Genomic DNA, 19,891 nt, shown 5'->3' with positions numbered 1-19,891 from the left:
AAAGAAAACATGAACGAAACGAAATTATCGGCCAGCCAAGTTAATGAAAAGTCACTGCAATTATTGATGCAAGTGGCGGTAAATGAAGAGCCAGTATCAGCGAAAACCTTGAGCGAACAATTGCAAGTTCCGCTGAGTAGTTTGTACCGACATCTGAAGATTTTGAAAGAGTGGAACTTGATTGAAGAGAGCCCACACGACAAAACGTTGATCATCGGTTCGGCGGCTCTACTTTTAATGCGCAGTTATGAAACGAGTCAACACAATTTAGATGCAGTCGATGCGGTGTTAAGTCGATTACAGAAACAGACAGGCGAAATGGCGGCATACATGGTTCCGGTGGGATACCGAGCCTTGTGCGTTAGCCAAAAAGAAAGTATGCAGGCACTTCGATGCAGCTTCGTCCAGGGTCAAAGTCAACCCCTGCTTCGAGGTGCCTCATCTAAAGTGATGTTGGCGTATTTACCCGCTCCGCGCTGTGAAAAAATTCTTCGTTATTTTGGTGAAGACCACCAAATGGAAAAATGGCAGACAGAGTTGGAAAAAATACGTCGTAATGGGTACGCCGTGAGCACGTCAGAAATTGATCCTGGCGTTTCCGGAATTAGTGCCCCCGTAATGAAAGGGAGTAAGTTGATCGGCGCAATTTCAGTGATGGCTCCAGCCCATCGTGTTGAAACCAACAAGCAGCGGATCATTTTACATGTATTACAGGCAGCAAGAGCGTTGCCACCAGAAAGGTAATTCATAATGCTAAGTTTATTCAAACGCTACCGTATGAGTCGTACACAGAGCCAACCCGCTTATCCATTCACGTTCATGACACTCTGTGAACAGATAAAGCCAATGTCTCAAGTAGAGTTTGAATTTGCTCAGCAGAGCCTTGAATTTGCATCAGATTGGCTCTATCAGCGTCAATCCACGCCTTGTTACTCTGATGCGGGACATATAGTCGTCAAAGATAAAAATGCCACCCGTTTTCAAGACACCTTGAGTCATCAATTAGCACTGAGCTCAGTGCCCGTCGTACTAGCGAATTGTCACGAAATGCTGCTCAATGCATTACCAGTGATGGCTTTTGAGAATGACGAAGTTGGTATTGTGAGTATCGGACATCATTTTGAGCTGAAACAAACGCTGGACCTACAAGTTGGCTCTGCATTTCATTTTGCACTCTCTCGCTATAACAATACGCGCCTATTTTGTATTGGAATTGATGAAATGCATCAATCCAACCAAGTGTGGGAGTATGCAGAAGATTTAGGCTGTGATTGGTTAACGCTGAATGAGTGTGGTTTTCGTCATCGTAATCAACTAAAAAGCCAATTAGGTCACTACATAGAGCATTGTGATCAACTGATCGTGACGATTGATTTAGCCTCTTTAGTTCCGGGAGTGGGGGTTGATGAGAACAACGCGTTAGATAACCAAATGGTATTAAGAACGTTAAGGCAATGTGCGCTTTCGGGCAAGGTAAAGCTTATCCAACTGGTGGGGGCGAAGGATAAATTGATTTATTCTAAGCAGACCAAAGAAATTTTAGATGAGCTATGTGCTTTATCGCCAGATGTGATCCACTCTGCGTAGTGACATATTGATTCTCATATAGACCAAATAAAAACCCCCAGCTGTCTGGGGTTTTTGTTTTATGGAACTCAACTATTTGAAGTATGTTAAGTGTGTTGTTCGGTTTTTAGTATTAGGTTAATGAGCACTAAATTTGCTGAGTGATAATGAAGTGGCTTGTGCTTTCTGGAAGAGCTCTTTACTACAATCGCTCATCACTTTGCTGTCATTAAGTAGTTCGAGTGAATGTTGATTAAGATTGCTCAGTTGCGTTAGCAAATCTTCAACATGTGACAGTTGCTCATCAGATGAATTGACCGCTAAGTGGTTGGCGTTATTCGCTTGATTAACATCCTTGATCGCTTGGCTGACTAACTCGTTACTACTTTCAATAGCTTCAACGCAACTCATTGATGCATTGACACTTTCACCCATGTAGCCGATCAAGTCTTTCGAAAAGTTACTAAGCACGGTAAGGATCTCTTCCACTTGGTTGGTTGAAGAGGATGTTTTTTCCGCTAGGTTACGCACTTCGTCTGCCACGACGGCGAACCCGCGACCATTCTCACCCGCGCGAGCCGCTTCAATGGCCGCATTGAGCGCAAGCAGGTTTGTTTGATCAGCGATCGTACGGATGATCTGTAAGATATCGGTGACTTTTTCAACCTGGGCATTTAGGCTCTCAGCGGTTTTTGCTGTTACTTGTGACTTTTCTGCTAGGTTTTTATTTTCACTTAATGCATGTTTAAGTTGTTGTTGACTTTCTTGCCCAGAAATAACGGCTTGTTGTAAAGACAGCGACGCAGTATTGATATTCTCAGTGACTGACGCAATGCTTTGCCGAGCACCTTCACCAATTTGTACTGATTGCGCAATTTCCCGCTGCTGACCATTGATATTGTGTTCTAGCTGCTTCACTTGTCGTTCAACAGCTTTCGTAACATCAGTGACATTGCAGATGTTTTGTTCAATAGGGTGGAAGGTGTGTTCCACTTTTTCAATGAACATATTGATTGCTGTGGCAAGGTCACCTAACTCGTTATCTTTGTTAAATGGAATTCGTTGCTTGAGGTCACACCGACCAGAAGCCAATGATTCACATAAGTTTTTCAGCTGATTTAAAGGATGCAGTAGAGCGCTCCTCAAAATAAAAAACAAGCCAATAAAAGTAATCAACACGAAGGTTATGCCAATTGAAATGGCCCATAGCCCCAGTTCCTTGGAAATGGCATTGACCTTGTCAAATTGCCACTGAGTGACTAAGTAACCCACCAATTTTGCTTCCTTGCCCGACGTTAATGGGTTGATGATGATCACGTGTTGTGTGCTTTGTTCAATAATGATGGCGTTGGTTGATGCTTGGGTCAGCGCATTTTTTATATTGACTCCGCTAGGAGATACGGACTTCTCATTTAATTGATAGAATAAAGATCCATCTGCAAGGAAAACCGCTATATGTTTGAGTTCTTTATTGCTGCTATCGACAGCGACTTTAACCCGCTCTTCCAAGCTCTCTACTTTGTTAAAGCGCACCGAAGTGGCGACGTTTTCAGCTAGAGAAGCCGCCATTTGTTGATAAGTTTGAGCGCTCAGCGAGTACATCACTGTGGCACTTTTCGACCATAGAGCATAGGAAATAGCAATCAGCGATACAACGCTAAGTAGCGACGCACTTGCCACTACCAACCGACTAATACTAAGTCTCATATAGAGTAATCCTGATTAATGAGTTAAAGAGCTTCTACGTTAACGCCGATGGTGATGGCACCAATCACTTTCCCTGAGCTAGGGTCAACCACGCTGTGGCTTATCTGTGACTGAAACATTTGGGTCGACTCATCTTCTTCTATCTCACCAATTAGATATGCGCTTGGACCTTTAAGGTAGGTGTCTTGCCACTTTTCCTCATCTCCTTGCCAGTAGTCAGAAGTAATCTCGCTTTGGGCGACATTCAGGCCTTTGTTATCCATAGCAAAGATCTCCGTAATTAGGCCGTTGCTAGCTTGTTGAATCGATTTAAGTTCAGAAGATGCGGGGGAAGAGAGCAGTTTGTTGATCAGTGGAGCATCGGTTTGGCCCACTTGGCTACGCCAATCCTTGTCGAGTTGATCAATTTGCATTTGAGTTAGGTTAGCGTGTTGAGCGTTTTGAGCATTAATGGCTTGGATTAAAACGGGATTAGCAATGATTTCAGCCACCTTGGTATCAATGAAGTTTTTTAGCGCCCCTTCAAACTCATTAGCAAAGGAGGAAAAGGAGAAACAAGCGATCAGGCAAATAAAGTATTTCATAACAGACTCCAGTCGAGTTAGGTATTTTGCATTGTGTATAAGGTATGTAGTGATCTTAGATGTTCATATTCATCCATATGCACTTTGAGCCTAGTTTAAGAATAGAAAACTGTAAAAAAATAGGTGTGATTTGAGCGCATGATCAAATGAATATTCATCTCTTGCCAAACAAAACAAAAAACTATCCGTTTTGACAATTAACAAGCTTGATGGTGGTGCCGGTTGTATTGTTTTCTCGACGAGGTCGGTTAGAAAATATCGATTTTGGAGTGATACTTGTGGTGACCCAGCTGTGCTGAATGGCTTATTTAGCTAACGCATAGATTTTATTTTTTAACTCAATGTCACCGTTAAGCAATGTAAATTTAACTTATTTGTCACGATAGACCGCTAAGCTGCTTGCAAAATCCAATAACAAGACAAGTAAAGTCAAGGAGCAAACATGTGGAAGCGTGAAGAGCAAGAGTCTCAATTTAGTGAAATGATCGAAGCGAGGCTCTCTCGTCGTCGTTTTATGGCGGGTAGTGCGGCAGTCAGTGCAGGCGCGTTTTTATCTTTAAATCCAGTTGCTAAGGCTGTGGCGGCAAAGTCGAGCTCTTCACTGCTCAATTTTGAAGCCATTCCTGTCTCAACGGCAGATGCCATCGTTGTTCCTAAAGGGTATAAAGCGACTCCGTTGATTTCATGGGGTGACCCTATTTCTGTTGATGCTCCTGAGTTTGACCAAAGTGGTAAACAAGATTCACGAGCACAAGAGCTTCAATTTGGTGATAACACTGATGGCATGAGCTTCTTCCCAATTTCGGATGATCGCGGTGTACTTGCGATTAATAATGAATACACCAACTACGAATACTTGTTTGATCACAAAGGTAAATCGATGACAGCAGATGATGTGCGTAAAGCGCAAGCTGCGGTCGGCGTTACTGTCGTTGAAGTGATGAACAAAAATGGCCAGTGGACGGTTGACCGCGCAGGGAAGCGTAACCGTCGTATCACGGCAAACACACCAATGTTGCTCACTGGGCCAGCTGCAGGCCATACGCTAATGAAAACCGCCACTGATCCTAAGGGCTTAAATCCACTGGGAACTTTTAACAATTGTGCGAATGGTCAAACGCCGTGGGGGACATACTTAACGTGTGAGGAGAACTTTGATGATTTCTTTGGTAGTAACCAAGATGGCGTGAAGTTAACGGCTGATCATAAGCGTTATGGTATTGAAGCCAAACCCAGTGATTATCAGTGGCACCAACATGATGAGCGTTTTGACGTTGCGAAAAACCCCAATGAGCCAAACCGCTTTGGTTGGGTGGTGGAAATTGATCCGAACGATCCAACATCGACGCCACTTAAACGCACGGCGTTAGGCCGTTTCAAACATGAAAATGCGGCGCTTACTCTCAACAAAGATGGCCATGCTGTGGTCTATCTGGGGGATGATGAACGCGGTGAACATCTATACAAATTCGTTTCAAAAAATCGCTACCAAGCTGGTAACGATGCGGCGAATCGCAATTTATTAGAAGAAGGAACCCTCTTTGTCGCTAAGTTTGATATGAATGAGAAAGAGCTGAAAGGCTCGGGAAAATGGCTTGAACTGACCTTTGGTAAAAATGGTTTAACGCCAGAAAATGGCTTTAAGGACCAAGCAGAAGTGATGATTTTTGCTCGCCGCGCAGCGACTCAAGTGGGTGCTACGACAATGGATCGTCCTGAATGGGTTGCGATTCACCCTGATAATAAGCACGTGTTCTGTACACTGACCAACAATAAAAATCGAGGTAAAGAGGGGCAACCTGTTGGTGGTCCTAACCCTCGCGCTAAGAATCACTATGGCCAGATTCTGCGCTGGATGCCAGCCAATGAGGATCACACTAGTACTGTGTTTGCATGGGATCTGTACTTGATTGCGGGCAACCCAACGGTACATAAAGGCGATCTCTATGCGGGCAGCGACAATATCTCAGCAGACAACATGTTCAACAGCCCAGATGGTATCGGCTTTGACAAAGCGGGTCGCTTGTGGATTCAAACCGATGGCAACTATTCCAACAAAGGGGATTTTGCCGGGCAAGGCAACAACCAAATGTTGTGTGGGGATCCAATTACTGGTGAAGTAAAACGTTTCCTAACTGGGCCGATTGCTTGTGAAATAACAGGGTTAACTTTTTCACCGGATCAAAAAACCATGTTTGTTGGCGTTCAACACCCTGGGGAAGATGAAGCGCCATCGCATTTCCCATACGGTGGAACCACCAAGCCGCGTTCGACCATTATGATGATCACTCGTGAAGACGGCGGGGTGATTGGCGCATAAGCCCTGATCATTTCCTCTGAAGGGAGCTGCGGCTCCCTTTTTAACATTCCTGCTGTCGGTCAACGCTGTTGCCATCATCCATTCACGGTCTTGGCGCCTCCTATCTTGCACGAAAGAAGACGTTGTTTCGGTTAGGCAGGACATGGTCTGGTTTGCCTTTTCTACACGTTATGTATGAACTCTTTGTGTCAGGAAAATAAGTAAAAAGGGTGAGATCGGGGCGATTATTTTCCCTCAAATTGACAATTGCTTGATACGTTCTTTGCGTATCGTCCGTTATTATGCTGATCTTCAATAATCCAGCGGTGTCTATTGAGCGTGAAAAAGCAAATCCAAATGAAAAAATCGGGCTTAGTACTCTTAGCCTTGTTCTCGTTGCTGTTAGTTCCCATCTCATTGGTTGGGTCTTCGATTGATTTGACCACGCCAGTGAGCGAGGGCGTCGGTGTATTTTTTACCTATTTAACCGATTCGGCCGGTTGGCAAGGTTTTGGCTTTACCTTTGCTTTGTTGGCTTTTTTGGCAACACGGACAGCGACTTCCCGCATTGAACTGCTTAACCGCATTATTCAAATTGGCTTGTTATTGGTGATTGGTATGGCTGCCAAAACGGGTTTAAAACATCTGACAGAGAGCCCTCGTCCATACACCGAATTAATGACGTATGAGTTACTTATCCCAAACCCTGCGCATTTTTATAAATTGAGTGAATTACAAAAAGAAAGTGTGATGACCGACATCGCAACCCAAGTCAGTGACTGGCGTTTACGTCATTGGCAGGGTGAAAAGGACTATTCATTCCCTTCTGGCCATACGATCTTCGCTGCTATTTGTCTGGCTTTCTTTGGTGGCCTGTTTATTGAACAAAAGCGCTATATTTTTGCGGCGGGTCTACTGCTTTGGGCCTGTGGGGTCGCCTTTAGCCGCTTATGGTTAGGGATGCATCGTCCGGTTGATTTATACGGTTCCTTGCTGTTTGTCAGCATGATTTACCTTGTGATACCCAAAGTGTACCCCTTAGATCACCCTAAATTAAAACCACTATTAACGCGTCTTCATCTCTGTTAACGGGTCACGAGCCATCATAAAAAAGCCAGCACATTTAAACGTGCTGGCTTTTTTGTAATCACATTTTACTATCACATAAGTAACGGCAATCAGGCAAAGAAGGAGGAAGCCACACCAATCAAACCACCGAATACTCCACCCCAAACAACCAACCAGCCAAGGTGCTGTTTAATCATCTTCTGTACCATCTCTTTCACCAATTTAGGCGTGAGTTCATTGAGACGTTGATCGATGATGTTTTCGATGTTAGCGGTGATCTCTTCAATCATCTCAGGAGCTTCTAACTGCTCTTTGAGCGCTTGTTTAACGCTATCGCTTTGGCTGATATCAATCATAGATTGCTGCATTTTTTCGACAAACGGTTGCTTGAGTGGTTGTAGCGCGTCGGTTCCACCAAACATCGCCAGCATGCCGCCAAATGGAGAGTTTGCAATCACTTCGACCAAAGAATCAAAGGTTGGGTTGAAGTCAACTTTGGCAATCACAGGCTCAAGATCCAACGTTTTACTGCCCGTCATCTCTTTACTGAGAAAGCGGTCAATATTGGACTGGGTGAAAAATTGCTCCATCATCAGGCTCTTGATTGCGGTTTTGAACTCTTCAAAGCGAGCAGGTATCACACCCGAGCCATAGAGTCCTGGCACTTTTTCAAACAGCATGTGAATCGCAAGCCAGTTGGTGATTGCGCCAGAAAAGGCAAATAAGCCCGCATACAGCGCAATAGTGTTATTCAGTTGATAGCCCGCTGCAAGGAGCGCTAGCGCAACGATATTAGTGAGTAAGCTCTTGTTCATAATCCAAATCTAGTTAAATAAAGGGAATGGGCGAATTCTAAGGAAAAAGAGTCAATTGTGGAAGCATCAACGGAGCGCAAACTCCGTTGATAAACCGTTAAGTAATCTCAATGTCGTTGCAACCGATAAAGCCACCCGTTTGGTGCGCCCATAGGTGTGCATAAATGCCGTTTTGAGCGATCAACTCTTGATGTGTGCCTTGCTCAACGACGTTACCTTTATCGAGTACGATCAACCTGTCCATTGCGGCAATAGTTGATAAACGGTGAGCAATGGCAATCACGGTTTTGCCTTGCATCAGCTCATTTAAGCTCTCTTGAATTGCCGCTTCCACTTCGGAGTCGAGTGCGGATGTGGCTTCGTCGAGTACCAACAGTGGCGCATCCTTTAACAGCACGCGGGAAATAGCAATTCGCTGGCGCTGGCCGCCAGACAGTTTTACGCCGCGCTCGCCCACTTGCGCATCATAGCCTAGGTTACCAAATGGGTCGGTGAGTGTTTCGATAAACTCATGCGCGTGTGCCTGTCGGGTGGCTTGCAGCAGTTGTTCTTCACTTGCATCAGGGTTGCCATACAAAATGTTATCGCGGATCGAGCGATGCAGCAGTGAAGTATCTTGCGTCACCATACCAATTTTGCTGCGCAACGAATCTTGGGTGACCTCATTGATCGCTTGCCCATCGATACGAATTTGCCCACCTTCAACATCATGAAAACGAAGCAGTAAATTGACTAAAGTCGATTTTCCAGCGCCAGAACGCCCTACTAAACCCACTTTTTCACCCGGTTTAATGGTCAGGTTTAAATGGTTAATAACGCCTTTATTCTCGCCATAGTGGAAACTCACGTCATCAAATTCGATGCCACCTTGTGCAACCTGCAACGGTTTTGCGTTGGGTTTATCTTCAATGGTGATCGGTTTCGAGAGGGTTTTCATGCCATCCACGACTGTGCCCATGTTTTCAAAGAGTGCGCCAACTTCCCACATGATCCATTTCGACATGCCATTAATGCGCAATGAAAGGCTGATCGCAATCGCGATTGCACCAATACTGATGGCACTCTGCATCCATAGATAAATCGAAGTTGCCGCAATCACGAACACCAAAATATAGTTGGCGAGTTCAACGCACAGGTTAAAACCAGTCACTAAACGCATTTGGCGGTGAACCGTGTCTAAAAAGCTCTCCATGCCTTGTTCGGCATAGTCGGTTTCTCGGCGGGTGTGTGAGAACAATTTGACCGTGGCAATATTGGTGTAGCTATCGACAATGCGCCCTGTCATGGTTGAGCGAGCATCGGCTTGTTCTGATGCCACTTTTTTAAGCTGTGGTACAAAGTGAAGTTGAATGCAAATGTAGGCCGCGAGCCAGACTAGCATCGGCACCATTAAACGCCAGTCTGCTTGCGCCAACATCACCACAATCGCAGTGAAATAGACTGACACATAGACAAACACATCCAAGGTCTTCATCACGGTTTCGCGGATGGATAACGCCGTTTGCATTACTTTAGTGGCAATTCTTCCCGCAAAGTCATCTTGGTAAAAAGAGAGGCTTTGCTTGAGCAGATAACGGTGCGCTAACCAACGGATCGACATGGGATAATTGCCGAGCATAGTTTGGTGGATCAACAGTGAATAGATGCCAATCAAAAGTGGCATGATCACGAGTACCAAAATAGATAAACCGATCAAGGTGTCTCGGTTCTCAGTTAAGAAAGTCTCTGGGTTACTGGATGAGAGCCAATCCACCAGTTGGCCCATAAAACCGAACAGTGATACTTCAACAACGGCAATTAACGTGCTGATTAACGCCATTAAAATGAGTGGTTTTTCAAAGCCGCGCGTGTAGTAACGACAAAAGGCCCATAAGGTCGCAGGAGGCTGTTTGGGTTCCTCTTTGGGAAAGGCTTGGGTAAAGCTTTCAAATTTTTTATACATCGAAAATCCTTATGCCAATTCTCGCTAAAGTATGAGAGACCAAAAGCCTAGAACGCGAGAATCTAACGTTGAACTCCTATAAGGGGAGCAAATGATGGAGTAAGCCGAACAGAAGTATAACGAAATCACAACATAAGTGGCGGATTACTTTTCGCGCTTGGCTCTAGAAAACGGCGCCTGATTAATACGGTGGTCAATGCAGCAAGCATCGGCTCTAACGTCCATCGGGTGAAAAAATGAAGCGAGTTAAATATCGTTATCGACGATAAGAGAACCATAAACGAGTTGCGTTACTTTTAAGTGAGTTTTTACTGTGAATATTTTTTGAATAAGGGTGAATATTTTTAGGTGTGATGAGGATTTTGCCGTAATTTTTAATGTGAAAAATAGTTTTCTCAGTAATTAATAGGAGTTATTCGATGAAATAACCCAAAATTCAGTCAATGTTGTTTTAACATTATGCTTACAATTGGCCTAAAGTGAGTAGAAGGGAAAGTTTCTATGATGTTGCAGGAACAAGTGATCACACAGCCAGCCGTGAATACAGCGCAAAATGCCAATTGTGTCGTAATGGTGCCGCCAAAAGAGTTCAAATTTAACGCTCAAACGGCACAAGATAATGAATTTCAACACCAAGTTGCATTGAGTACCGAACAAGTTCGCATCCAAGCCATGGCCGAATATCAAAGTATGGTTGAGACACTGCGTCTCGAAGGCGTACAAGTAGTGGAGTTTGATTACCCATTATCTGAAGTGGAAACGCCAGATGCCGTCTTTCCCAATAACTGGTTTAGCACTACGCCAGAGGGAACCTTGTTTACCTTTCCGATGGCTTGTAAAAATCGACAGCAAGAAGTGCGCCCACAAGCGTTGGTTGAAGCCCTTACGTTGTCAGGTCGCAAGGTATTGGCTCAAGATTCGTTGCTCGCGTATCAAGACCAGCAGGCTTATCTTGAAAGCACCGGTGTGATGGTGATGGATCACCTTAATCGAACCATCTATTCGGCGTTGTCACAGCGCTGCGACCGTGAAGTGCTAGAGGAGTACGCCAAACGTATCGGTTATGATCGCGTGGTCTCTTTTCAAACGGCGTTGCCTTCAGGCCAACCGGTTTATCACACCAATGTGATGATGGCGGTTGGTGAAGCATTCTGCGTGATTTGCGATGAAGTGATCCCGGAGTTTGAACGTCGTTTTGTGGTTAAATCACTGGCCAAAGATAAACAGATCATCTCAATTTCACTTGAGCAGATGAACTGTTTCTGCGGCAACATTTTACAATTAGAAACGGCGGCAGGAGATAAAGTGATCGCTATGTCACAATCGGCGTTTGATGCCTTTTCGCCGGCGCAGCGTGCGCAACTGGCCAGTCACGGTAAGTTACTGCCGTGTAATGTGAAGACCATTGAGGATATTGGCGGTGGTTCGGTGAGATGTATGCTCGGTGAGATTTTTCTTCCTACGACTGGCTAATATCGAGTGCTTCAAGGGAATGGTTCGGAAACTCTCATTTGGTTTGAATAAATTTGCTGTAGGTACTGACTCGGCCGTTGATGTACTCAATACCGCAGTGAATGCTCTGTTCGTTATTGCCAACAATCTGATATTCGACAATAAATTCACCGCTGATCACTTTGATAAATAAGAAACCGTCGATGACTTTCCATAATCCTTGTAGCGTTTTTTCACCAAACAGATCTCGCTCGACCAACGTGCCATTAGGCTTTAAATGCAAAGCGGAAGAAAAACCGTCTACATTCACTTTTACCCAAGTATGCTGGTGAGCCTCAAAGCTTAATATTTTGCGTCGACACTTAACCCATTCTGCCAGCGCTTGCTCTTGGGTTGGGGTGAGCGTAGGGAGCACTTCCATTTCTAAAAGGGTGTGATGCTTTTCATACCAGAAGAGTTGTAAGTGAAGTAATTTCATTGGTTCTCAGAGTGTTATGCATCGGGGCGTTATCAAAAAGCAACTCTGCGCGATTGTGTTGGTGATGTCAATATTTGCCAAGAAAAGCTACCGCGCTCACGGGGGAGAGGGCGCGGCATTATCCAATATGAGGATGAAGGATGCATAAAAGATGCACCCGAGCACAATTTATAGGTTGAATAAATGAGCTATAGGTTGAATAAACGAGGCGAATCAGCGGCATCGCAGGCTTGATTTAGCCGATGCTGCGCAACACGAATATTGTGTTTCCAATGTTCATCTTGCGCCCACATTTCGATCACCATCGGCACAACACAGTTTGCCTCTTTCAGCGTTTGGGAAATAGCATCAAAATTGACTTCTCCTTCACCAATCACCAAGTCTCGAAATTGGCCCGTGGAACTAGAGGTGACGCAATGAGTATCTTTAAGGTGGATCTGAGTAATGTGTGGCATACCAAGTGCCAATTCAGTACACACATCGTAGTTCCAACCTGAAATGTTGCCTACATCTGGATACGCCATAAAATAGGGGGAGGGTACTTCCCTCTTTAGTATTTCGAACTTGCTCAGTGAATTAAGATAGCTGGTATCCATGATCTCCACTGCCAGCATCACGCCAGCACGCTCGGCCAATTTGGCGGCAAGCTGCATGCCTTCAATGAAACGTTGATGAGTTTCTTTATTAGCGGGTTCGTAATAGACATCATAGCCTGCGAGTTGGATGGTGCGAATGCCCAGTTTGTAAGCTAAGGTAATTGCTTTCTCCATGTGCAGAATGGCTTGCTCTCTAATGGCGGGGTCTGACGAGCCAAAAGGAAACTTGCGGTGTGCACTTAGGCACATCGATTGTAGCGGGATTTGGTATTGCTCACACCATCTTCGTAGCTGATAGATGGTTGCATCATCCCAGTCTAAGCGTTGACGACGTTCATCCGACTCATCGACGGATATCTCTAAAAAATCAAACCCCAGCTCTTTTGTTGTGGCGAGCTTTTCTTCCCAACTGAAATGATTGGGGAGCGCTTTTTCATACAACCCGATACGTTGGCGTGGCAAATGCTGATACATACGGCCTCCTAGCACCAAAAACGATCGATTTGACTGCGCAGTGCTTCAGCAGTGACGCGACCTTTTTCACCGACCAATGCACGCCCCGCAATGAAGGTTTTGGCCTTAATGCCTTCAAATAAATAGAGATCTTCTGGAACGATGCCACCTGTGATGGAAAGCTCCAGCCCCATATTCGATAGGGTTCGCATCTTCTCAACATCTTCGCCTGTCCAACCAATACCGGCCAGTTCGGCATCTCTTGAACGGTGATAAATGGCTTGAGTGATACCAAGGTCAATCCACGCTTGTGCATCAGCAAAGGTCCAGTTGCCGTAAATTTCGATTTGGATTTCGCCATCCAGTTCATCGGCGACTTTCTTACACGCACTGATGGTAGCGATATGCGCTGCGGCAGAAACGGTGATCCAATCCGCGCCAGCTTCAAATGCCATCCGCGCTAAAATAGCGCCGCCATCGGTGGTTTTCATATCGCATACTAGAATATGGTCAGGGTGATTATGGCGTAACGTTTTGACGGCCTTCATGCCTTCAGCAAAGGCGAGGATGGTGCCCACTTCGATGACATCAACAAAGCTTGCTACGTTTTTTGCCACTTCGATGGCAGAAATAAGGTCAGTTTGGTCGAGAGCGATTTGGATCATTGGTTTAGTCATGAGAGTTATCCTTGAATTTTGTCACGGATCAAACGGGCGAGCCCGTCGTGATTGTTATCGGTTGTACAAATCAGTTTGGCGTGGGATTTCACCGTATCGTCGGCATTGAGCATCGCCACACCGAGCCCGGCGTAGTCGAGCATTGAAATGTCGTTATGGTTATCGCCGACAGCCAGCACGTGATTAGCGTGGTAGCCGAGCGATTGCACATATTCAGCCAAGCGCTGACCTTTACTGTTGCCTTTGGCAGCAAAGTCGACGCGATTCGACCATGAACGCTCGCCATTGAATGTCTCTTGTACCCAAGCTTGTTGGGCAAGGCGTTCAACGGAACTCGGTAGCCCTTCAACCACAAATTTCCAAATAAACGTTTCTTGCTCGACGCGGTGACGAAACGAGTCAATTTGCTCGATTTTGGGCTGTGCCGTCGGTGGATACTGGTTGGCCCATTTTTCTAATGCTTGCATGTAGGCGATTGGGCTACGCTTGGAATAGGTCATCGCGTCGGTCACATACATCACCAGTTTCATTTGAAACTCTTTAGCCAGTGCAAGAAAGGTCAATGCATCGTGTTTGGTGATGGCATTGTGCTTGAGCACTTTTTCATTTTGGTAGTCATACACATACGTGCCGTTACAGCAGATGATGGGGGTTGTGAGCCCCAATTCGTGATAATAGGGTTTAGCCGCCGTGTGGTGGCGGCCAGTCACGATCACCACGTGGCAGTGTTGCTGCGCTTGTTGAATCGCCTGCTTTAGCTGAGGATGAATGGTGTGTTCATCAGTCAACACCGTGCCATCAAGGTCGAGCGCGAGAACTTTATACATAGCCGCTACCTTTGACCGTAGTAAGCGTTATCACCATGCTTACGTTGATAGTGTTTATCGGATAATTCCGGTTGAATCTTGATGCCACTGTTGAGTGAACGAGTCGCCAGCGCCATGGCAGAAATCTCCTCCAAGACGACGGCGTTATGAACCGCATCGTTAGCATCTTTGCCCCAAGAGAAAGGAGCATGCCCGGCGACAATCACGCTTGGCACTGCCATCGGATCAATGCGACGATGTTTGAACTCTTCGATGATCACAAGGCCGGTATTTTTCTCATATTGGCCAGCGATTTCATCGCAAGAAAGTTTGCGTGTGCAGGGGATGTCACCGTAAAAATAATCGGCGTGAGTGGTCCCTAAAGCAGGAATGTCGATGCCCGCTTGCGCCCAAATAGTGGCACTGCGCGAATGGGTGTGTACCACGCCGCCAATCTCTGGATAAGCTTTATAGAGTTCGAGGTGAGTGGCTGTATCACTGGATGGATTAAGTGTGCCTTCCACAATCGCGCCGTTAAGATCAACGATCACCATGTCATCGACTTTCATCACATCGTATTCTACGCCGGAAGGTTTGATGGCGATGACGCCCTTCTCGCGGTCTATTTCTGACACATTACCCCAAGTAAAAGTGACCAAACCGTATTGGGGAAGCTTAAGATTTGCCGCAAATACTCGCTGTTTTAGTTCGCTATACATGACATCCTCACTCGACCAATTGCGCCGCTAACGCTTCATCAATCACTTGGTAAACATCCTGCGCGGTACGACAACGGCGCAGTTTATCGAGATCAACGCCAGTCTCGCTCTCTTCATCATCCAGCACTTGGGTTACTTCCATTAATCCTTCCATATGCTGATCAGACGAGCTACCAGCCAAGGTGATCAGCACATCGACTGGTTCATCTTCGCCGTCAAAATAGACAGGCGTTTGCAGCGTCACTAAAGCAAAGGCGGTTCTGATCACGCCATTTTCAGGACGAGCATGAGGCAGGGCAAGATTCGGCGCGATGACGATATACGGGCCTAATTGTTCAACGCTGCTGATGATGGCATCGTGATAGCAGGGGTGGATGGCTCCTGATTTGATCAGCCTATCCGTACCGATTTTGATTGCCTCTTGCCAAGTGCTCGCCTGTGCATTTAATTGGATGGAATCATTGTCGATCAGTGATTGTTTCAGTCCCATGGTTCTATCTCCAGAGTGGGTGCCAGTGCGTCTGGCACCTATTGTTGTTTTTGTACTTATCGTTTTGTAGTAAATAGCTATTTCAAAGTGACAAAGTTTTTATCGATGATATCGAGCAGCTCATCACCAAAAGAGTTCGGATTCAGCATGTTTTGTACGCCGAGCACAAATTTGCCTTCTCCGGGCTCCATCTCACCAGAGAGATGTTTTGATGAGACGATGATGTCGGTGGTGGCGAGCTTAGATTTATAATCAGACACTGCGCAGGAATCCATCACGTGTGGAATGCCTTTTTTCTCCAGATACTTACCGATTTTCATCTTCATCATCATTGAGGAGCCTTGCCCATTGCCACACACGGCTAAAATGCTGACCGGGCGCACGCCATCACTGACTTTCAGTGCTTGTTCGACGGCGGCGATGACTTCTGGATCGTCACTGATGTTCACCAAACCTTGTGCATCTTCCTCTTCACGCAGTTTTTTAGAGGCAAAGAACATGTACATACCAGCCAATGCAATCAGTACAAAGAAGAACAGTTTTGAGACGGATAAGCCTTGCATGATTGGCGGGAAGACTAACGCCCAGTCGGCCATGCCCATCCAGCCACTGAATTCGGTGCCGTATTGGTTGAAGATGTGAATGGCCCATGCTGAGCCAACGACTTCGATGATACCCATCACAAAACAGATCTTCATGACCGCGCGCCAGCCGCCAAAGTGGTTGGCAAAAACACCAATGGTCGCGTTGGAGAAGAACATCGGGATAAAGCCGGGAATGATCATGATCGGTGCATCAAAAGCGAGCATGGCCAGCACCGCCGTAAATTGACCAATCGCGCCCCACATAAAACCAAACACCATGGCATTAGGTGAGAACGCGTAGATAGCGGCGCAGTCAATGGCTAAAACCGCGTTAGGAATGACGCGCTCTGAGATACCTTTAAAGGCTTCAGACAGTTCGGCAACGAACATACGTACACCCGCTACGATAACTTGAATCGCTACCGCAAATTTAAGGCCAGTTTCTAGAATGTAGATAGACCAATGGGTTTTTCCCGCCATTGCTTGCAGGTTGTCTAAACCAAATGAGAGCAAAATAATGCCGAAAAATAGCGTCATCACAATCGCGGTTGCGGCAATACTGTCGTGGAAAATGTGCAACCATTTAGGCAGCTCAAGGTGGTCGACACTCTCGTTTTTGTCGCCCAATTTGGGGGCAATCTTAACTGCAATCCAAGACGCGACTTGTTGCTGGTGGCCGATGGAGAAACCGGCTCCACCCGTGACGGCTTCGGTGGGTTTGAACATAATGTTGGAGGAGATAGACCAGTAGAGCGCCATCAAAACAGCCGAATAAAGGATGGTTTCCCACATGCTTGCGCCCAGCACAAGGTAGAACACCGCAATTAACCCTGCCTGTTGGAACATAATATGCCCCGTTAGCATGATGGTGCGAATGCCTGTGTAGCGGCGCAGCAAAACGAGCAAGATGTTGATCGCCAGTGCCAGTAGCACGGTATAGCCGACCCAAGAATAATCATCCCCCATGATTTCCATGGTGGCCATCATTGAGGTGTACGGGTCGATAACCGAGCCAGTTAAACCATGATATTCCGATAATTTCTCAATCACAGGCTTAAAGCCTGCCACTAAGGTCCCTGCACCCACCTGTACCAACATAAAGCCGACGATGGTTTTGATCGACCCTTTAATGATGGTGGTGGTATCTCTTCTTAATAACCAGTAACCGATAAGGGTGACTAAGCCCAGCAGCAAAGGTGCTTTAGTCATTACTTGGCTATAAAAAATGTAGAAGATATCGTAGATGAACTGCATATCTTTACCCCTTGATTCTCTATTTATCGTTATGTGTATTCCCGTCTTACTCGAAGCTGGGTGTAGGTCAGAGTGAATCAGCAAGGTGATGCCGATTTCAATCCTGTTTTGCTCACGAAATAGACTTTACCAATCAAAAGTAATCATTCAATGCTCATTTGTGATTATTTTGATTTTTATCAATTTCTTCGCCAAATGGAGACATTATTTGATACTCAAGTCACAGTTAAAATTTTATTTAAAATAAAATCAATTAGTTAGGTTTTATTGTGAGCGAGAGGGAAGTTTTGTTCGTCCAGTGTTTGACATTGTGATGGATGAGAAATAGAATCAAAACAAATCATAAATAATCACCAAGTAATCACTTGATGAAAAGATAAGGTGATAACCATGAACGAAGTACAAAGACATAACGAGATACTGTCTTTGCTAGACAATATGCGCACCATCAACGTCACGCATATTATTGAGAAATTTAACGTGTCACCAGCAACGGCTCGCCGCGATATTTCTAAATTAGATGAGCTAGGTAAGCTGAAGAAAGTTCGCAATGGTGCTGAACGCTTAGAGATTAGAAAGCGAGCGTGGACGCCGTTAAATATCGACAGTACGGACCATTTCCATGAAAAATCACAGATTGCCATGGCTGCGGCTAAGCTCTGCAACCCAGGTGACAGTGTGGTAATTAACTGTGGTTCGACCGCCTTCTTGCTCGGTAAAGAGTTGTGTGGTCAAGATGTTCAAATCGTGACTAACTATTTCCCACTGGCCAGTTATCTTATCAATGAAGATCACGACGATGTGATCATCATTGGTGGGCAGTACAACAAAGCACAAAACATTTTCCTCAACCCCGCCCCTGATTCGTTAGGCGGTTACGCCGGGCATTGGATGTTCACCAGTGGCAAAGGGCTGACGGAAAATGGCCTATACAAAACCGATATGCTCACCGCCGTTGCCGAGCAACAGATGCTAGAGCAAATCGGTAAGTTAGTGGTGGTAGTGGATAGTTCTAAAGTTGGGCAGCGTACGGGCATGCTATTTTGCCCCGCCAGCAAGGTTGATATTGTTATCACTGGCAAAGCCGCCGATCCGCAAGTTATCCAAGCGCTACAACAGCAGGGGACAGAAGTGATTCTGGTATAGAAAGCACTTCGCTCTACACATTCTAATAATAAACACAGGCTCAGTGTCTTCACCTTTGGTTAAGACGCTTGGCTCCCTACATCCAAAATTTGTCTAACTGATCGTGAAATAAAAGGTGTTGCTATGAGTAAAATTGATGAAATCACACGCGATTCATGGGTTCTCAGTACGTTTCCTGAGTGGGGAACTTGGCTGAATGAAGAGATAGAAAAGACCGAAGTGGAAGCTAACACCTTTGCTATGTGGTGGCTTGGTTGTACAGGCATTTGGCTAAAAAGTGCCGGGAATACCAATCTTTCGATCGATTTTTGGTGTGGGACGGGTAAGAAAACGCAAAAGAATGCCTTGATGAATCAACAGCATCAGATGATGCGTATGGGGGGCGTGCGTGAACTGCAACCCAACTTAAGAACGTCTCCTTTTGTGTTGGACCCATTTGGCATCAAAGAGATTGATGCGGTGCTGGCGACGCATGATCACGCTGATCATATCGATATTAATGTCGCAGCAGCTGTGCTGCAAAACTGTGGTGAGCATGTGAAATTTATTGGGCCACAAGCTTGCGTTGACCTGTGGCAAGGTTGGGGAGTACCGAGTGAGCGCTGCATTGTGGCGAAAGTGGGTGATTGCATTGAAGTCGGCGATATCAGTATCCGAGTACTGGACTCTTTTGATCGCACTGCGTTGATTACGCTGCCTAAAGGTGTTTCATCTTATGATAAGGGGATTCTTGATGGTATGGATGATCGCGCGGTCAACTACTTATTGGAAACCTCCGGTGGCTCAATCTACCATTCAGGTGATTCACATTATTCGAACTACTATGCCAAGCATGGTAATGACTACAAGATTGATGTAGCGCTGCTCTCATACGGTGAAAACCCACGAGGCATCACAGATAAGCTGACTGCATCTGATATTTTGCGCGCAGGTGAGGCGTTAGATTGTGAAGTGGTGATCCCATTCCATCACGATATTTGGGCTAACTTCCAAAATGACCCGCGTGAAATTGAAGCATTGTGGCAAATGAAAAAAGATCGTCTGCAATACGGTTTTGCGCCATTCTTTTGGCAAGTGGGTGGAAAATACACCTACCCAACCGACAAAGGACGTATGCATTACCAGCATTTCAGAGGCTTTAAAGATATTTTTGTCGATGAACCAGAGCTGCCTTTCAAAGCATTCTTGTAATGTTCTGAAAGCAAAAATTAGAGAAGAGAAAGAGGCCAATTGGGCCTCTTTGTTTATTGGCAAT

The 19,891-nt window shown here is 45.6% G+C and carries 18 protein-coding genes; 7 read left to right on the top strand and 11 right to left on the bottom strand.

What is annotated here, in order from left to right:
* Positions 1–9 precede the first annotated feature (9 nt).
* A complete protein-coding gene (locus tag AACR75_RS03595) occupies positions 10–744 on the top strand; it encodes an IclR family transcriptional regulator (protein ID WP_010316838.1) in 735 nt (244 codons plus the stop codon).
* A gap of 6 nt (positions 745–750) precedes the next feature.
* Positions 751–1,587, top strand: a complete 837-nt coding sequence (locus AACR75_RS03590; protein ID WP_047688800.1) for an arginase family protein — start codon at positions 751–753, stop codon at positions 1,585–1,587.
* 117 nt (positions 1,588–1,704) lie between these two features.
* Here AACR75_RS03590 and AACR75_RS03585 read toward each other — a convergent pair whose 3' ends face one another.
* Together AACR75_RS03585 and AACR75_RS03580 are read right to left on the bottom strand one after the other, a co-directional pair.
* Positions 1,705–3,273: a methyl-accepting chemotaxis protein gene (locus AACR75_RS03585; RefSeq protein WP_013868325.1), complete on the bottom strand. Its 1,569-nt coding sequence runs from the start codon at positions 3,271–3,273 to the stop codon at positions 1,705–1,707.
* 23 nt (positions 3,274–3,296) lie between these two features.
* Complete coding sequence (locus AACR75_RS03580; RefSeq protein ID WP_047688797.1) at positions 3,297–3,857, bottom strand: hypothetical protein; 561 nt, start codon at positions 3,855–3,857, stop codon at positions 3,297–3,299.
* Between the two features lie 442 nt (positions 3,858–4,299).
* Between AACR75_RS03580 and AACR75_RS03575 the strand changes: the two genes are divergently transcribed.
* Together AACR75_RS03575 and AACR75_RS03570 are read left to right on the top strand one after the other, a co-directional pair.
* Complete coding sequence (locus AACR75_RS03575; RefSeq protein WP_047688794.1) at positions 4,300–6,177, top strand: PhoX family protein; 1,878 nt, start codon at positions 4,300–4,302, stop codon at positions 6,175–6,177.
* A gap of 312 nt (positions 6,178–6,489) precedes the next feature.
* Entirely contained in the window at positions 6,490–7,245 is a 756-nt protein-coding gene (locus tag AACR75_RS03570; RefSeq protein ID WP_081989708.1) for a phosphatase PAP2 family protein, read from the top strand.
* An 89-nt stretch (positions 7,246–7,334) separates the two neighbouring features.
* On the opposite strand, the gene AACR75_RS03565 is transcribed toward AACR75_RS03570, so the two are convergent.
* Together AACR75_RS03565 and AACR75_RS03560 are read right to left on the bottom strand one after the other, a co-directional pair.
* Entirely contained in the window at positions 7,335–8,039 is a 705-nt protein-coding gene (locus AACR75_RS03565; protein WP_047688790.1) for a DUF445 domain-containing protein, read from the bottom strand.
* Between the two features lie 97 nt (positions 8,040–8,136).
* Positions 8,137–9,981: an ABC transporter ATP-binding protein gene (locus AACR75_RS03560; protein WP_047688787.1), complete on the bottom strand. Its 1,845-nt coding sequence runs from the start codon at positions 9,979–9,981 to the stop codon at positions 8,137–8,139.
* A 501-nt stretch (positions 9,982–10,482) separates the two neighbouring features.
* Here AACR75_RS03560 and AACR75_RS03555 point away from each other — a divergent pair.
* A complete protein-coding gene (locus AACR75_RS03555) occupies positions 10,483–11,454 on the top strand; it encodes an arginine deiminase-related protein (protein WP_047688784.1) in 972 nt (323 codons plus the stop codon).
* Positions 11,455–11,488: 34 nt separating this feature from the next.
* Here the strand turns inward: AACR75_RS03555 and AACR75_RS03550 are convergent, their stop codons facing one another.
* The 7 genes from AACR75_RS03550 to AACR75_RS03520 form a co-directional block, all read right to left on the bottom strand.
* The gene (locus tag AACR75_RS03550) at positions 11,489–11,911 is read right to left on the bottom strand and encodes a hypothetical protein (RefSeq protein WP_047688781.1); all 423 of its coding nucleotides are present in this window, start codon (positions 11,909–11,911) and stop codon (positions 11,489–11,491) included.
* 188 nt (positions 11,912–12,099) lie between these two features.
* On the bottom strand, positions 12,100–12,981 hold the full coding sequence (locus tag AACR75_RS03545) for an L-ribulose-5-phosphate 3-epimerase (RefSeq protein WP_029189691.1): 882 nt from the start codon (positions 12,979–12,981) through the stop codon (positions 12,100–12,102).
* A gap of 8 nt (positions 12,982–12,989) precedes the next feature.
* Positions 12,990–13,637, bottom strand: coding sequence for a 3-keto-L-gulonate-6-phosphate decarboxylase UlaD (locus tag AACR75_RS03540; protein WP_047688778.1), 648 nt, complete (start codon positions 13,635–13,637; stop codon positions 12,990–12,992).
* Between the two features lie 5 nt (positions 13,638–13,642).
* A complete protein-coding gene (locus AACR75_RS03535; protein WP_047688774.1) occupies positions 13,643–14,464 on the bottom strand; it encodes a Cof-type HAD-IIB family hydrolase in 822 nt (273 codons plus the stop codon).
* 5 nt (positions 14,465–14,469) lie between these two features.
* A complete protein-coding gene (locus AACR75_RS03530) occupies positions 14,470–15,162 on the bottom strand; it encodes an L-ribulose-5-phosphate 4-epimerase (protein ID WP_013868339.1) in 693 nt (230 codons plus the stop codon).
* Positions 15,163–15,169: 7 nt separating this feature from the next.
* Complete coding sequence (locus AACR75_RS03525) at positions 15,170–15,652, bottom strand: PTS sugar transporter subunit IIA (RefSeq protein ID WP_013868340.1); 483 nt, start codon at positions 15,650–15,652, stop codon at positions 15,170–15,172.
* Between the two features lie 77 nt (positions 15,653–15,729).
* Entirely contained in the window at positions 15,730–17,490 is a 1,761-nt protein-coding gene (locus AACR75_RS03520; RefSeq protein ID WP_047688771.1) for a PTS ascorbate-specific subunit IIBC, read from the bottom strand.
* 390 nt (positions 17,491–17,880) lie between these two features.
* On the opposite strand from AACR75_RS03520, the gene ulaR reads away from it, so the two are divergent.
* Both ulaR and ulaG read left to right on the top strand, forming a co-directional pair.
* Positions 17,881–18,636, top strand: coding sequence for an HTH-type transcriptional regulator UlaR (gene ulaR / locus AACR75_RS03515; RefSeq protein WP_026027147.1), 756 nt, complete (start codon positions 17,881–17,883; stop codon positions 18,634–18,636).
* Between the two features lie 123 nt (positions 18,637–18,759).
* Entirely contained in the window at positions 18,760–19,827 is a 1,068-nt protein-coding gene (gene ulaG / locus AACR75_RS03510) for an L-ascorbate 6-phosphate lactonase (protein ID WP_047688768.1), read from the top strand.
* The last annotated feature ends 64 nt before the right edge of the window (positions 19,828–19,891 follow it).

The sequence above is a fragment of the Vibrio sp. ZOR0018 genome (assembly GCF_963865925.1).
Lineage (GTDB): Bacteria > Pseudomonadota > Gammaproteobacteria > Enterobacterales > Vibrionaceae > Vibrio > Vibrio anguillarum.
Note: the sequence above shows the minus strand (reverse complement) of the source record. Positions and strands in the feature narration are given on the sequence as shown.